Origin of the sequence: Pseudomonas sp. CBS, assembly GCF_024734645.1 — a bacterium.
Taxonomy (GTDB): domain Bacteria; phylum Pseudomonadota; class Gammaproteobacteria; order Pseudomonadales; family Pseudomonadaceae; genus Aquipseudomonas.
In genome coordinates this window covers 5,332,100-5,347,280 of the sequence record NZ_CP102929.1, presented here as the reverse complement: position 1 = coordinate 5,347,280, position 15,181 = coordinate 5,332,100, and the positions used below count along the sequence as shown (strand labels likewise).

General features: G+C 61.5%; 12 protein-coding genes. 6 read left to right on the top strand and 6 right to left on the bottom strand.

What is annotated here, in order from left to right; genetic code table 11:
• Positions 1-95: 95 nt before the first annotated feature.
• A complete protein-coding gene (locus NVB75_RS24325) occupies positions 96-428 on the bottom strand; it encodes a DUF2790 domain-containing protein (RefSeq protein WP_258343667.1) in 333 nt (110 codons plus the stop codon).
• A gap of 238 nt (positions 429-666) precedes the next feature.
• On the opposite strand from NVB75_RS24325, the gene NVB75_RS24320 reads away from it, so the two are divergent.
• The 4 genes from NVB75_RS24320 to NVB75_RS24305 all read left to right on the top strand — a co-directional run bounded on the left by NVB75_RS24320 (position 667) and on the right by NVB75_RS24305 (position 4,713).
• On the top strand, positions 667-1,995 hold the full coding sequence (locus tag NVB75_RS24320) for an OprD family porin (protein WP_258343666.1): 1,329 nt from the start codon (positions 667-669) through the stop codon (positions 1,993-1,995).
• A 237-nt stretch (positions 1,996-2,232) separates the two neighbouring features.
• The gene (locus tag NVB75_RS24315) at positions 2,233-2,418 is read left to right on the top strand and encodes a hypothetical protein (RefSeq protein ID WP_076014925.1); all 186 of its coding nucleotides are present in this window, start codon (positions 2,233-2,235) and stop codon (positions 2,416-2,418) included.
• Positions 2,419-2,638: 220 nt separating this feature from the next.
• Positions 2,639-3,313 carry a heavy metal response regulator transcription factor gene (locus tag NVB75_RS24310; protein WP_258343665.1) on the top strand — a complete coding sequence of 225 codons (675 nt, stop codon included), beginning with the start codon at positions 2,639-2,641 and terminating at the stop codon, positions 3,311-3,313.
• Complete coding sequence (locus NVB75_RS24305; RefSeq protein ID WP_258343663.1) at positions 3,310-4,713, top strand: heavy metal sensor histidine kinase; 1,404 nt, start codon at positions 3,310-3,312, stop codon at positions 4,711-4,713. The genes NVB75_RS24310 and NVB75_RS24305 overlap by 4 nt, the downstream gene beginning before the upstream one ends.
• A 138-nt stretch (positions 4,714-4,851) precedes the next feature.
• Here the strand turns inward: NVB75_RS24305 and NVB75_RS24300 are convergent, their stop codons facing one another.
• The 3 genes from NVB75_RS24300 to NVB75_RS24290 are packed head-to-tail and all read right to left on the bottom strand — an operon-like array spanning position 4,852 to position 10,385.
• Positions 4,852-8,013 (bottom strand): CusA/CzcA family heavy metal efflux RND transporter, encoded by a 3,162-nt coding sequence (locus NVB75_RS24300; protein WP_258343662.1) that lies wholly within the window; start codon positions 8,011-8,013, stop codon positions 4,852-4,854.
• A gap of 18 nt (positions 8,014-8,031) precedes the next feature.
• Positions 8,032-9,144 carry an efflux RND transporter periplasmic adaptor subunit gene (locus NVB75_RS24295; protein ID WP_258343661.1) on the bottom strand — a complete coding sequence of 371 codons (1,113 nt, stop codon included), beginning with the start codon at positions 9,142-9,144 and terminating at the stop codon, positions 8,032-8,034.
• A 17-nt stretch (positions 9,145-9,161) separates the two neighbouring features.
• Complete coding sequence (locus NVB75_RS24290; protein WP_258343660.1) at positions 9,162-10,385, bottom strand: TolC family protein; 1,224 nt, start codon at positions 10,383-10,385, stop codon at positions 9,162-9,164.
• Between the two features lie 160 nt (positions 10,386-10,545).
• On the opposite strand from NVB75_RS24290, the gene NVB75_RS24285 reads away from it, so the two are divergent.
• The gene (locus NVB75_RS24285; RefSeq protein ID WP_008437506.1) at positions 10,546-11,220 is read left to right on the top strand and encodes a heavy metal response regulator transcription factor; all 675 of its coding nucleotides are present in this window, start codon (positions 10,546-10,548) and stop codon (positions 11,218-11,220) included.
• A 3-nt stretch (positions 11,221-11,223) separates the two neighbouring features.
• Here the strand turns inward: NVB75_RS24285 and NVB75_RS24280 are convergent, their stop codons facing one another.
• Positions 11,224-12,129, bottom strand: a complete 906-nt coding sequence (locus NVB75_RS24280; protein WP_258343659.1) for a cation diffusion facilitator family transporter — start codon at positions 12,127-12,129, stop codon at positions 11,224-11,226.
• A gap of 217 nt (positions 12,130-12,346) precedes the next feature.
• Between NVB75_RS24280 and NVB75_RS24275 the strand changes: the two genes are divergently transcribed.
• Entirely contained in the window at positions 12,347-13,717 is a 1,371-nt protein-coding gene (locus NVB75_RS24275; RefSeq protein WP_023659163.1) for a gluconate:H+ symporter, read from the top strand.
• A 106-nt stretch (positions 13,718-13,823) separates the two neighbouring features.
• Here the strand turns inward: NVB75_RS24275 and NVB75_RS24270 are convergent, their stop codons facing one another.
• A complete protein-coding gene (locus NVB75_RS24270) occupies positions 13,824-15,107 on the bottom strand; it encodes an MFS transporter (RefSeq protein ID WP_258343658.1) in 1,284 nt (427 codons plus the stop codon).
• Between the last annotated feature and the right edge of the window lie 74 nt (positions 15,108-15,181).

The following is a 15,181-nucleotide window of genomic DNA, read 5'->3' as shown; positions in this document are numbered from 1 at the left end:
GGGCAAGTAAGGACGTGGGTCTGACCTGCATCGGCGCTGCCGGCATTTTCTGAAGCGAGCTTTAGCGCCTTGCTCAACTATATTTTTGCGGCCCCTCAACTGCCGTTGTTACGGCAGATGCCCATGACCTGGTACTGGAGCGTGTTGAGCTTGCCGGTGGAATCTTCATAGGTCATGCGCGACGGCACCGCGTTGCACGAACGGATCGGCGGCGTGACGTTGACCACCTTGGCAATGTCCAGCTTCATGCCGTAGCGATAGTCCTGGACCACGGGCATCGCCTTGCCTTTTCTCGCGGCATAGGCGGCCATGGCTTGCTCGTTGCTTTGCATCAACTGGGCGAAGGTGCGATCACCGCCGCCTTCAGCCAGCGCGCCGACGGAAACGATCAGGGCCAATGCAGCGACAGTGGTTTTCAGGGTGTTCATGAGGTTGTCCTCGTCTGATTTCATTGATTGAAAGTTCAGAGCCAGAGTAACTAACCAAGCCTGTCGCAAAGTTCACCGAACGATTACTTATCCGTTATGTTCTGTTGAAATTCCAAAATTGTAATCTGTGCGCCACCTCGTCGTTATCTCGTGTTTGCAACTATCTGCGCGGGCACCACTAAAACAAGAATGCCCCATCGATAAGAAGCTAATAGCTGCCACTACCGAGGAGCGCTACATGAGTACTCACCGCACACTTTCGTTTTCCATGATTGCTGCACTCGCGGGGCTTACCCCGCTTTCAAGCATGGCCGCTGAAGATAAACCCGAAGGGTTTATCGAAGGCAGCACCTTGAACGTGCTGGCCCGCAACTTCTACTTCAACCGGGACGATCGCAAGGGCCAGTCGAGCCCCACCGGCAATGGCTACTCGGAAGCCTGGGCCCAGGGGTTTATCGGCAAGTTCGAGTCCGGATTCACTCAGGGTTCGGTGGGTTTCGGCCTGGACGCGTTTGCGATGTATGGCCTGAAACTCGACTCCGGCACCGGCCGCAGCGGCGGCAAGGGCTCGTTCGGCGTGCTGCCCGTAGACAGCGACAACCACCCCGAGGACGGCTACAGCAAGCTCGGCGGCGCGGTAAAAATGCGCCTGCTGGATACCGTGATCAAGGCCGGCGATGTATTCCCGCTGACCCCGGTGGTGGCCTATGGCGACTCGCGGGTATTGCCGGAAAGCTTCCGTGGCGTCACTGCACAAAACACCAGCATCGAAGGCCTGAGCCTGCAAGGCGGACACCTGAGCGGCATGAGCCAGCCCACCCAGAGCGGCATGGACAAAGGCTTTGCGACGTTTTATGCGGGCAAGGTGGACTCGCCCTGGATCGGCTACGCCGGCGGCGACTATCAAGTAAACAAACACCTCAGCGTCAGCCTGTACACCAGCCGCCTGAAGGATGCCTGGGACCAGTACTACTTCGGCAGCGCCGCCAGTTACCCGCTGAACGATGAGGTTTCGCTGTTTGGCGACTTCAACTATTACAAGGCGGTGGACGAGGGCAAGAAACGCCTGGGCAAGTTCGATAACAACATCTGGAGCGCCAGGATCGGGGTCAAGGTGGGCGCCCACAGCCTGGCCCTGTCCCACCAGCGCAACAACGGTGATGACGATTTTGACTACCTGCGCATGTCGGACTCGATCTTCCTCAACAACTCGATCCAGTACAGCGACTTCAACTCGCCCAAGGAACGCTCGTGGATGCTCGCCTATAACCTCGACATGCAGGCCTTCGGCATTCCTGGGCTGTCGTTCATGACCCGCTACGGCAAAGGCACCGGCGCCGACTACAGCAACGCCAACGCGGTGTACATGCGCCGTGACACGGCCGGCGACCCGTTGACCGACCAACGCCGCTGGGAGCGGGATATCGAGGCCAAGTACGTGGTACAGGGCGGCAACTTGAAAGACCTGTCGCTGCGGCTGCGCCAAGCGACGGTTCGTTCAAGTGCCTTTGAGTCGGATTTGGAAGAAGTTCGACTGATTGTCGAATATCCATTGGCGATTCTCTAAACACTGCCCTTTGTAGGAGCGAGCTTGCTCGCGAAGAACCTGAGAGCGCTGCGTTAAAACCAGAAGCCCCGCGTTATCGTTAACGACTTTCGCGAGCACGCTCGCTCCTACAATTGAATAACATCTGTTCACAATTTGAAGCCTGTCAGAACTGTAATATGCGCCTCACCTTCTCGTTAAGTTGCGCTTCTTATACTGGCTACAACTAACGGCACACGCCTTATTTGGAGACCCGTCATGAAGCCCTCTCACTTGTTATTGATCAGTTTTCTCGGCGCCACTTCCAGCCTCGCATTGGCCGACGACGGTGCCGACCGTTCCCGGCAGTTCCTCGCCGAATTCCGCCAGCAACAGCAGCAGGTACACGGCGAACAGTCCGTGGCCGAGACCGCGCCCGCCGACGCACAGAAGCAGTCGATCTGAACGGCGCACACCGAGCACATTCATCTCTGAAGCTTTTGTGTAGCTCCTTTGGAAAGAGATGAATTTTTTACGCCCCGCATGGGGCGTTTTTTTTGCCTGCCGGTTTTGCAGCGCAACAACCAGTCACAAACTGCCTGGTTGACCCTGTAGCTACTTCAGCCTTCAGGCTTCGGAAAATCCGAATTAAAGCCTCTCTCTATCAATAAAAGGTAAATCCCCCATGCGTATCCTTGTGGTTGAGGACGAGCAAAAAACCGCCGCCTACCTGCAGCAGGGCCTGACCGAAAGCGGTTACGTGGTCGACTGTGCCGCGAGCGGCGTGGACGGCCTGCACCTGGCCGCGCAACACGCCTATGAACTGGTGATTCTCGACGTCAATCTGCCGGCCAAGGATGGCTGGGAAGTGCTCGAGCAATTGCGCCGCGACGGCAGCCAGCGGGTGATGATGCTGACAGCCCGGGGCCGGTTGGCCGACAAGATCAAGGGCCTGGACATGGGCGCCGATGATTACCTGGTCAAACCCTTCGAGTTTCCCGAATTACTCGCCCGTGTACGCACCCTGCTGCGTCGCAGTGAGCACATACCGGTGCCGGAAGTGTTCCAGGTGTCCGACCTGGAACTGGACCCGCGCCGCCACCGCGCGTACCGAGGCACCCGACGCATCGACCTGACCACCAAGGAATTCGCGCTGCTGCATGTGTTGATGCGCCAGTCCGGCGAAGTACTGACCCGCACGCAGATTATTTCCCTGGTCTGGGACATGAATTTCGACTGCGACACCAACGTGGTGGAAGTCTCCATCAGCCGCTTGCGGGCCAAGGTCGATGACCAGAGTGACGTCAAGCTGATCCATACCATTCGCGGCGTGGGTTATGTGCTGGAGGCCCGCCAATGAAAGCCAGCAGCCTGTCGATGCGCCTGGGGCTGACGGTGAGCCTGATGGGCGCCGGCCTGGTGGTGTTGCTCGCAACCTTGGCGTACCTGGCGCTGACCCACGAGCTGGAGAAACTGGCGCGCAAGGGCCTGGAAAGCAAGATGGAACAGATTCAGCACAGCCTCGCCCTGGGCCTGGACACTCGCGACATCCGCGCCCGCCCGCACTCGCTGATGGACCTGGTGATGGGGCACGATAATTTCTACCTGACCATCGTTGGCACTGCGCCCAATGAAGCGGTGCTGCTCAGCATCGGCGCCAAGCCACAGGAACCGTTGCTGACCGACTTCGCCCCGTCCCAAAACCTCGGTTACCTGAACTGGGATGACGGCAACGGCAATCAAGTGCTCAGTGCCTCCAGCCTGATGCGCTTGGCCAGCGGCGAACGCGTGCGGGTCCTGTTATCGCTGGATCGCCGGGACGATCAGGCGTTGCTCAGTGCCTACCTGCGTTCCACCGTGATCGCCCTGCCGCTGCTGTTGCTGCTGATCGGCATCGGCGCCTGGTGGGTGGTGCAACGCGGGCTGGCGCCGCTGCAACAGTTCAGCCGCGTCGCGGCGAAAGTCACCACGCAGGACCTGACCCACCGCCTGGCTGTGGATAACTTGCCCAAGGAGCTGGGCGAGTTGGCGCAAGGCATCAACTTCATGTTGCAGCGCCTGGACGGCGGCGTGCAGCAGCTGTCGCAGTTCTCCGATGACCTCGCCCATGAGCTGCGCGCGCCGCTGACCAACTTGATGGGCAAGGCCCAGGTGACGTTGTCCCGGGAGCGACCGCCGCAGGAGTACAAAGCGGTGCTGGAATCCAGCACTGAAGAGATGGAGCGCTTGGCGCGGATCGTCTCCGACATGCTGTTTCTGGCACAGGTCAGCCACCCTGCGGCGCGGGTTTCGTTTGCGCCGGTGTCCCTGGCCGCTGAAGCGCGCCGGGTGATGGAGCTGTTTGCCTTGAGTGCCGAAGACAAACAATTGACCTTGAGCCTCGACGGCGATGCGTCCGTGCATGGCGACCGCTTGATGATTCAGCGGGCGATTTCCAATTTGCTGTCCAATGCCATCCGTCATACACCCCACGCCTCCACTGTTTCGGTGCGGGTGGAAACCCACGGGCAGCAAGTGTCGCTGTCGGTGGGCAATCCCGGCCCGGGGATCGAAGCGCAACACCTGCCGAACCTGTTCGAACGCTTCTACCGCGTCGACAGCAGCCGCGCCCGCTCCGAAGGTGGCACCGGGCTGGGGCTGGCCATCGTGCGGTCGATTATGACCCTGCATCAAGGCCGGGCAGAAGTCAGCAGCGAGCCCGGCGATTTCACTGTGTTTCGGTTGGTGTTTCCCCTTCATACCAACGCTATCTGCCCATAAACCAGTGTGGCGAGGGAGCTTGCTCCCGCTGGGTTGCGCAGCAACCCTAAAAAGCCCACCGCATTCTTTCAGCTGAAAGTGGTCGCCGGTGTTGGGGCTGCTGCGCAGCCCAGCGGGAGCAAGCTCCCTCGCCACAGGTTATTGGTCAGGCTTCAGGCGGTCTTCCTGTTCTTCACGCCGATGCGCCCAGTGATACAGCGCCGGCAATACCAGCAGGGTCAGCAGCGTCGACGAAATAATCCCGCCAATCACCACCGTCGCCAACGGGCGCTGTACTTCGGCGCCGGTACCGGTGGCGAGGGCCATGGGGATAAACCCGAGGGAGGCCACCAGTGCCGTCATCAACACCGGGCGCAAGCGCGTCAGGGCGCCTTCGTTAATCGCCACCGACAGTGAACGCCCCTCCTCCCGCAGGCTACGGATGAACGCGATCATCACCAGCCCGTTAAGCACCGCCACCCCCGACAGCGCGATAAAGCCCACGCCCGCCGAGATCGACAGCGGAATATCCCGTAGCCACAGCGCCATGATCCCGCCGGTCAACGCGAAGGGAATCCCGGTGAACACCAGCAGCCCGTCCTTGAGGTTGTTGAACATCATGAACAGCAACCCGAACACCAGCAGCAACGCCACCGGCACCACGATGCGCAAGCGCTCGGAGGCCTCCTTCAACTGCTCGAACTGGCCGCCCCAGCTGGTCCAGTAGCCCGCAGGAATTTTCACCTGAGTGCCGATGGCCGTCCCGGCTTCCTCGACAAACGAGCCGATATCCCGCCCACGCACGTTGGCGCTGACGATCACCAGGCGCTTGCCGTTTTCGCGGCTGATCTGGTTGGGGCCGAGCACCAGGTCCAGGCTGGCGACTTCCGACAGCGCGATAAACCCCAACTGCCCCGCCGCGTTATTCGCCAATGCTGGAATCGGGATCAACAGCCGCGACAAGCCTTCGATATCGGTACGCAGGGCGTCGGACAAACGCACTACCATGTCGAAACGCCGGTCGCCTTCGTACATCGTCCCGGCCTGGCGCCCACCCACGGCGACGGCAATCGTGTCTTGCACATCACCCACGTTCAGGCCAAAGCGCGCGGCCTTGTCGCGGTCGATATTGATGGTCAGCACCGGCAAGCCGGAGGTCTGTTCCACCTTCACTTCCGAGGCGCCCTTGAGGGTTTGCAAGGTCTCGGCGATTTCCCCGGCGGTCTTGTTGAGCACCGCCATGTCGTCACCAAACACCTTCACCGCGACGTCGCTGCGCACCCCGGAAATCAGCTCGTTGAAGCGCAGCTGGATCGGTTGCGACAGTTCATAAACGCTGCCCGGCACAATCGCGCTGGCGCGCTGGATGTCGGCGATGATCGCCTCGCGGGACTTCTTCGGGTCGGGCCACTGGTCCTTGGGCTTGAGCATCACGTAGCTGTCGGAGATGTTCGGCGGCATCGGGTCGGAGGCGATTTCCGCAGTGCCAGTGCGCGCGAATACCCGCTCGATTTCCGGCACCTCGGCCATCAAGGTTTTTTCCAGTTGCTGCTGCATGTGCACCGACTGCGTGAGGCTGGTGCCCGGAACACGCATGGCCTGCAGGGCAAAGTCACCCTCGCTCAGGCTGGGGATAAATTCACTGCCCATGCGACTGGCCACCGCACCCGACACCACGATGGTCAGCACCGCCAGGCCGAACACCAACGGGCGGCGCGCCATAACCCAATCCAGCACCGGCGCGTAGACGCGACGTGCGGTACGCATCACCAGGTTTTCTTCCTCCTTGACCTTACCGGTGACGAACAGCGCAATCGCTGCCGGTACGAAGGTCACGGACAGAATCATCGCCCCCAGCAGTGCGATCACCACGGTGAACGCCATCGGGTGGAACATCTTCCCGGCCACCCCGGTAAGGGCGAAGATCGGCAGGTACACCACCATGATGATCAGTTGCCCGAAGATCAGCGCGCGCCGCGCCTCCTTGGCCGCCGCGAACACTTCATGCAGGCGCTCGCTGCGGGTCAACAATCGCCCGTGGCGCTGCTGGGCATGGGCCAGGCGGCGGATGGCGTTCTCGACGATCACCACCGCACCATCGACGATAATCCCGAAATCCAGCGCGCCGAGGCTCATCAGGTTGGCGCTGACCTTGTTGGTGAACATCCCGGTAAAGGTGAACAACATCGCCAGGGGAATCACCATCGCGGTGATCAGCGCGGCGCGAATATTGCCGAGGAACAGGAACAACACCGCCACTACCAGCAGTGCCCCTTCGAAGAGGTTTTTCTTCACGGTGCTGATGGCTTTTTCCACCAGGTTGGTACGGTCGTAGACGGTGACCGCCACCACACCTTCAGGCAGCGAACGGTTGATCTCTTCGAGTTTTTTCGCGACCGCCTGGGACACGGTGCGGCTGTTTTCACCGATCAGCATAAACACCGTGCCCAGCACCACTTCGCGGCCATTTTCAGTGGCGGCGCCAGTACGCAACTCACGGCCGATATCGACCTGGGCGACGTTGCGCACGCGAATCGGCGTACCGTCTGAGGTGGTGATCACGATGTTGGCGATGTCGTCGATGGACCCGACTTGCCCTGGCGCACGAATCAGCAATTGCTCGCCGCTGCGCTCGATGTAGCCGGCGCCGACGTTGGCGTTGTTGCGCTCCAGCGCCGTGACCAGGTCGCCCAAGGTCAGGTTGTAGGCCGCGAGGCGCTTGGGATCCGGGGCGATCTGGTATTCCTTGGCAAAGCCGCCGATGGTATTGATCTCGGCCACGCCCGGCACGTTTCTCAGTTGCGGCTTGATGATCCAGTCTTGAATCACCCGCAGGTCGGTCGGTGTGTAGGTTGAGCCGTCCTCCTTGCGCGCGCCGTCTTTCGCCTCCACGGTCCACAGGAAAATTTCCCCGAGCCCGGTGGAAATCGGCCCCATCATGGTTTCGATGCCATCGGGCAATTGCTCGCGGGCCACCTGCAAACGTTCGTTGACCAATTGGCGGGCGAAGAACAGGTCGGTGCCGTCCTTGAAAATCACCGTGACCTGGGACAAGCCCGAGCGCGACAGCGAGCGGGTCTGCTGCAAACCCGGCAGCCCGGCCATGGCGGTCTCGATGGGAAAGGTGATGCGCTGCTCGGTTTCCAGCGGTGAAAACCCGGCCGCCGTCGAGTTGATCTGCACCTGGACGTTGGTGATATCCGGCACCGCGTCGATGGGCAATTTCTGATAGCTGGCGATGCCGACACCGGCCATCAACAGCACCGCCAGCAACACGATGATGCGCTGCTCGATGGCGAATTGGATAAGGCGCTCAAACATGGGAAATCACTCGCAGGGTCAATGGGCGTGCTCGGCTGAGGCCTTGCCCAACTCGGACTTGAGGATGAAGCTGCCGACGGTGGCCACCTGCGCGCCGGCGTCGAGGCCCTGGCGGACTTCGACGAAACCGTTTTCGCTGACGCCCAGTTCGATATGCCGGGTCATGAAGCCGTCGCCGGTGCGCACGAACACCGAGGGTTTGTCTTCGACGGTCTGGATCGCTTCCTGCGGGACCGTGACCTTGGCCTGGTAAGTGTCAGTGGCAACCTGCACGGAGACGAACAGACCTGGACGCCACGAAGCGTCGGGGTTCGGCACCGTGACGCGCACGGTGGCCGTGCGGGTTTGCTCCCCCAGCAAGTTGCCAACATAGGCCACGGTGCCGAGCACTTCGGTGCCCATCTCCGAGGAGGTGACCTTCACCGGTTTGCCGACTCGGACCTTGTTCAAATCCTTGGGGAACACGCCGAAGGTGACCCACACCTGGGACAGGTCCGACAGGGTGAAGGCGTTGCTGGTCTCGCTCACCACTTCGCCGACACCCAAGTGTTTTTCCACCACCACGCCGTCGAATGGCGCGCGTAATTCGTAGCGATTGCCGCCGACCAATACGGCGCTGCCGCTCAGGGCGTTCATCTTTTGCCGGGCATTGTTCAGGGCGATTTCGGCCTCTTGCAGCGCCTGGCGCGCCAGCAGGTAATCCTGTTCGGCAGAGATTTTGTCCTGCCACAACTGGCGCTCGCGCTGGAAGGTGGTGCGGGCCAGCACCACCCGGCGTTCACTGGCTGCCAGTTCACTGCGCTGATCGGAAATCTGCTGGCTGGCGATCACCGCCAGCAACTCGCCCTTCTTCACCGATTGGCCGAGGTTGACCTTCACCGACTCCACTACGCCGGCGGCACGCGGGACGATGTGGGAGGTGCGGTCCTCGTCGAAACGCACCTCGCCTGGCAGTGACAGCACGGTGCTGATCTGCCGGGATTGCGCCGGGGCCAGTTGAATGCCGGCGGCCTCGATCTGCTGTTCGGTCAGCTCGAGTTTGCCTTCTTCTTCCGCCTCAGCCGCACCGCTGATGGCCGGCCACGCCAGCATCAGCATCATGGCCAGCGCCATCGTGTGTTTGTTATTCATGGAACGCTCCTGACAATTCAAAACCGGGCGAGGTCGCCGTAAATCCGTTCGATACGCACCCAGGCTTCAGTGGCCTGGGCGGTCGCCGCGAGGTATTGGGTGCGGGCCGCAATCAAGGTGCGCTGGGCGTCGAGCACGTCGAGGAAGTTGAACTTGCCCATCTCGAAGCCACGGGTGGCGCTGTCCACGGCGCTTTGGGCGGCGGGCAGAATCTGTTGGTTGAACGAGCGCACTTCGGTATTCGCGGTTTGCCAGAGGTCCAGGGCCTGGCGGGTTTCGGTGCGCAGGCGCAGTTCGGCGGCGTTGCGCAGGTCGCGGGCCTGGTCGGCACGGCGACTGGCGGCGAGCACGTTGCCCTGGTTGCGGTTGAACAGCGGGATTGGCATCGACACGCCCACCACGTTGACCCGCTCACGTACGCTGGCGTCGTACTGGCTGCCGATGGACACGTCGAGATCGGGAATGCGCTGGGCTTTTTCCAGGCCCAGGGCCGCTTCACCCTGGACGATTTGCAGCTCGGCCAAACGCAGTTCGACGGTTTGCTCAAGGCGCCCGAGCAACTGCGCGGTCGGCGGCAATTCAGGTGCCGCCTGGGCTTGGGTGGCGACCGCCTGGAAGTCGGTACTGGCCGCGCCGGTACTGGCGGCGAGGCGGCGATAGGCGTCGGTCAGGCCCATCTGCGCGCGGTTGAATTCGAGGCGGATTTCCGAGAGCTGAACCTGGGCCCGGGTGGCTTCCACTGGCGACGATTTGCCGGCAGTGACGCGACCGTTGGCAACCACCAGGCCGCGCTCGGCCAATGCCAATGAGCGCTGGGCCAGGTCGAGTCGTTCCTGGGCCCGAAGCGCGCCGTAGTAACCGTCAATAACATCCGCCCGCAGGCCGTTGCGACGCTGCTCCAGGGTCAGTGCGGCGGCTTCCTGGGCGCGGGTGGCAACATCAATCCGTGCGCCGCGCTTGCCGCCCAGTTCCAGGGTCTGGCTCAGCTTGACGGTGGTGGTGCGCGAGTTGCGGCGGGTGTCTTCGGCATCCCAAGAGGCGACCGGGTTCGGGATCAAACCGGCCTGTTGGCGACCGCCCTGGGCGATGTCGATTTCCCACTGTGCAGCGGCCATATCCGGGTTGTTGGCGAAGGCGGTTTGCAGGGCCGATTCGAGGGTCAGGGTTTGCGCATTGACGCCCTGAACCGTCATCAGCAATAGAACGGCGGGCCCCATGAACGTGCTTATAAAAGTTGGCATAACCAGAGTTCCATGCCCATGAATTAACAGGTGGGCAATGTAACTTTCAGTACTTATCAGAGGAGTGGCCAGAACATTACAAATCCGTTATCAACGGCTCTGCCACGGGCTTTTGCTTTAAGCTCCCGGCAACTTTCCACTGCCCAGCGGGATCCCCGACATGCGTATTCTGGTCATCGAAGACGAACCTAAAACCGCCGATTATTTACATCAGGGATTGAGCGAAAGTGGCTATATCGTCGACTGTGCCGCCACCGGTGCCGACGGCTTGCATTTGTCCCGCCAGCACGCCTATGACCTGGTGATGCTCGACGTCAATTTGCCGCTGATGGATGGCTGGGATGTGTTGCAACGCATCCGCCAGAACAGCAGCACGCGGATCATGATGCTGACCGCCCAGGGTCGCCTCGCCGACCGGATCAAGGGCCTGGACCTGGGCGCCGATGATTACCTGGTCAAGCCGTTTGAATTCCCCGAATTGCTCGCTCGAGTGCGTACCTTGATGCGCCGCAGCGTGCACTCGCCGGTGCCGGATGTGTTGCGGGTGGCCGACCTGGAACTGGATCAAGGCCGCCACCGGGCGTTTCGCGGCTTGCAGCGCATCGACCTGACCACCAAGGAGTTCGCCCTGCTGCATTTGCTGATGCGTCAGAGCGGCGTGGTGCTGTCTCGCACGCAGATCATCTCGTTCGTATGGGACATGAACTTTGATTGCGACACCAATGTGGTGGAAGTGTCGATCCGCCGCCTGCGGGCGAAGATCGATGACCCGTTCGAGCGCAAGTTGATCCATACCTTGCGCGGCGTGGGTTATGTGCTGGAAGACCGTGAATGACGGTCAGGCGTGCACCTCGTCGTGCTCGTCATGCTGAAAACCTTCGCCCTCGATCTGGATCGTGGCGTGGGAAATATCGAATTGTTCATGCAGTAATTCCGTCACCTGGCTGAGGATCTGTTGCTCGGTGCCTTGCGCCGAATCCGCCACCAAGTGAGTGCTCAGCACATTTTTGCCGCTGGTGAGGGCCCAGATATGCAGGTCGTGCACGTCCTTGACGCCGGGAACGCCGCGAATCGCCTGCTCCACCTTGTCGATATCAATGCCATCCGGCACACCTTGCAGTAGTAGGTTCATGCTTTCCTTGAGCAGTGTCCAGGTGCGTGGCAACACCCAGAAGCCAATCGCCGCCGCCACCACCGAATCCACCCAGCCCCAGCCGGTGTACATGATCACCAACGCCGCGATGATCACGCCGATGGAGCCGAGCATGTCGCTCCAGACCTCCAGGTACGCGCCCTTCACATTCAGGCTTTCGCCGCTGGCCGCACTCAGCAATCGCATGGAAATCAGGTTGACGATCAGCCCCAGCACCGCGATCACCAGCATGCCGGTGGACTGGATCTCAGCGGGCGCCTGCAAGCGTTGATACGCCTCATACAGGATGTAGAACGCCACGCCGAACAACAGCAGCGCATTAAACGCCGCCGCCAGAATCTCGAACCGCGCATAGCCGAACGTGCGCTTGCGGTCGGCGGCGCGCTTGGCCACCTGGATCGCTACCAGGGAAATCCCCAGCGCCAAGGCGTCGGTCATCATGTGCGCGGCGTCAGACAACAGCGCCAGGCTGCCGGTGATAAAGGCGCCGATCACCTCGGCAATCATGAAGCTGCCGGTGAGTGCCAATGCGATCCATAACAGCCGTTCGTGGCCGGCGCGTACCTGGGCGTGGCTGTGTCCTGCACTCATGAAATGTCCTCGTGGGTCGTGGTCCGGTTGATCATAGAGCTATAGGTCAAAACCACCGGCATGGGTTGCGAAATTGTCATCCTGCCGTCAGTTGGGTGTTACGCCATGCGCACCAAAATTGAACATGAACGCTCTGGAACCGTTGTATCAGGTATGCTTTTCGAGCAGGAAACAAAAAGAAACATATTAGCCAACCTGTTCGATAAGGAGTCCCGTTTTGGAGTTATCGACTGCCGCGTGGATGGTTCACGACACCCGCCTCATGTTCTGCGTATTACTGGCCATCGCCAGCATCATTGTGTTGATCAGTGCGACCAAGCTGCCGCCCTTCCTGTCGATCCTGATCGGTACGTTTATCGCCGGTGTCGGCGCCGGCTTGCCGCCGGAAGAAGTGGCCAAGGCGTTCAGCAAAGGCGCCGGGGCGATCCTCGGTGAAGCCGGGATCATCATTGCCCTGGGCTCGATGCTCGGCGCGTTGATGGCTGAGTCCGGCGCTGCCGACCGTATCGCCACCACCCTGCTGGGGTTGGGCAAGGGCAAGTCGTTGCCCTGGGTGATGGCGCTGGTGGCGATGGTGATTGGCTTGCCGCTGTTCTTCGAAGTGGGCCTGGTGATGATGGTGCCGATCATCTTTGTGATGGCCAAGCGTTCGAACCAGCCGCTGCTGAAAATCGCGATTCCGGCGCTGGCGGGCATGACCACCTTGCACGCTTTGATGCCGCCGCATCCGGGGCCGCTGATTGCAGTGGGCGCATTGCACGCCGACCTGGGCCTGACCATGTTGCTGGGCTTCTGCCTGGCGGTACCGGCCGTGATTCTGGCGGGCCCGCTGTACGGCAACTGGCTGTCCAAGCGCATGCACGTGGACGAGCCGGCCGACATTGGCGCGCTGTTCAGCGCACCGCCCAAGGCGCCGCGTCAGCCGAGCTTTGGTGTGTCGCTGCTGATTATCCTGTTGCCGGTGATCCTGATGCTTGGCAGCACTTTGGCCAAGGTCGCCATGTCGCCGGAAAGCCCGGTGGCACTGACCTTGAAATTCCTCGGTGAGCCGTTGATCGCGCTGGGCCTGGCGGTGATTGCCGCAGTGATTTGCCTGGGCTGGGCCAGTGGCATGCCACGGGCCGATGTCGGCAATACCTTGCGCAAGGCACTGGCGCCCATCGCGGTGCTGTTGCTGACCATCGGCGCGGGCGGCGGGTTGAAGCAAACCCTGCTGGATGCCGGCGTGAGCCAGACCATCAGCAAGGTGGCCGAAGGCGCGCACATGCCGTACCTGTTGCTGGCCTGGCTGATTGCGGTGGCGCTGCGTCAGGCGACGGGTTCGGCGACCGTCGCCACCACGACAACGGCGGGCATCCTCGCACCGATGATGGCGGGGTTGGCGGCGACGCAAAGCTCACTGGTTGCCCTGGCGATTGGTGCCGGCTCGGTGTTCTTCTGCCACGTCAACGATGCCGGCTTCTGGATGGTGCGTGAGTACTTCGGCTTGCAGCTGAAGCAGACGATCTGGGTGTGGTCGGTGTTGCAGACCATCGTGTCGGTGGTGGGCCTGGTGGGCACATTACTGATGTGGCACTTCCTGACGTAATGATCGTTCCCACGCTCCGCGTGGGAATGCATTCCGTGAGGCTCAGCGTCACAAGAGCGGACGCGGAGCGTCCAGGGAGGCGTTCCCACGCAGAGCGTGGGAACGATCAGGTGGGGTGGCGCTTGCCAAAATGTGCCGCACTCACTGCGCCCACCGCGCCCATTACCACGCAATACCCCACGCAGATCCACGGACTGGTAGGCATCAGTGCGATCAACATCAGCGGCGTGGTACTCGCCCACAGCGCATAGGCAATGTTGTAGGTGAAGGAAATCCCCGACACCCGCACCTGCGCCGGGAACAGGCTGACCATCACCGACGGCACCGCGCCCACCACCCCACAACTCAATCCGGCAATCGCATACGCCGCGCCCAGCCATACGCCGCCGGCAATCAGGCTGGCATAGAGCACGGCAATCCCCACCGGCAGCAACAGGCTGTAGACCAACACCGCGCGCCAGGCGCCGATGCGGTCCACCAGCAGCCCGGCCAGCACACAACCGATGTTCAGGAACACGATGCCCAGCGCGCTCAGGGCGAAGGTGTGGCTGGGGCTCATGCCAAAGGTTTTCTGCATCATGGTCGGGGTGATGACCACCAGCACTACGACCGCCGAGGTGAGTACGCAGGTCAGGATCATCGCCGGCAGCAGCGCGCTGCGGTGCTCCCGCAAGACGGTGCGCAGGGGCAGTTCGGCGCCGGCCTGGCGGCGGGCCTGCATCTGCAGGAACACCGGGGTTTCGCTGAGCCAGCGTCGCAGCCAGACACCGATCACACCAAACACGCCGCCCAGCAGGAACGGGAAGCGCCAGGCGTAGTCGAGGATTTCGGCCGGGGTGAAGACTTGCGCCAGCAGCGTCGCCGTCAGCGCGCCGAGCAGGTAGCCGAAGGTCAGCCCGGCTTGCAGGAAGCCGAGGGCATAGCCGCGATGATTATCTGGCGCGTGTTCGGCGACAAACACCCAGGCGCTCGGCACTTCCCCGCCCACCGCCGCGCCCTGGAGGATGCGCAGCGCCAGCAGGATCAAGGGCGCGAAATAACCGATTTGTGCGTAGGTGGGCATGATCCCGATCAGCAGGCACGGCAGCGCCATCATCAGGATGCTCAGGCTGAACACCCGTTTGCGCCCCAGGTGATCGGCGAAGTGCGCCATCAGGATTCCGCCCAGCGGGCGCGCGAGGTAGCCGGTGACGAAGATGCCGAAGCTTTGCAGCAGGCGCAGCCACTCGGGCATTTCCGGCGGGAAGAACAGCTGGCTGAGGGTGAGCGCGAAAAATACGAAGATGATGAAGTCGTAGATTTCCAGGGCCCCGCCCAGGGCGGCCAGGCCCAGGGTTTTGTAGTCGGAGCGGGAGAAACGCTGCGCCTGTGGATAAGAGGTGGCAGTCATGGAAAAGCTCGGCAGACAAACGAAATGGACTGCAGGTTATGAGCTGGGCCGAGTGATGGCAATCACACTGGATA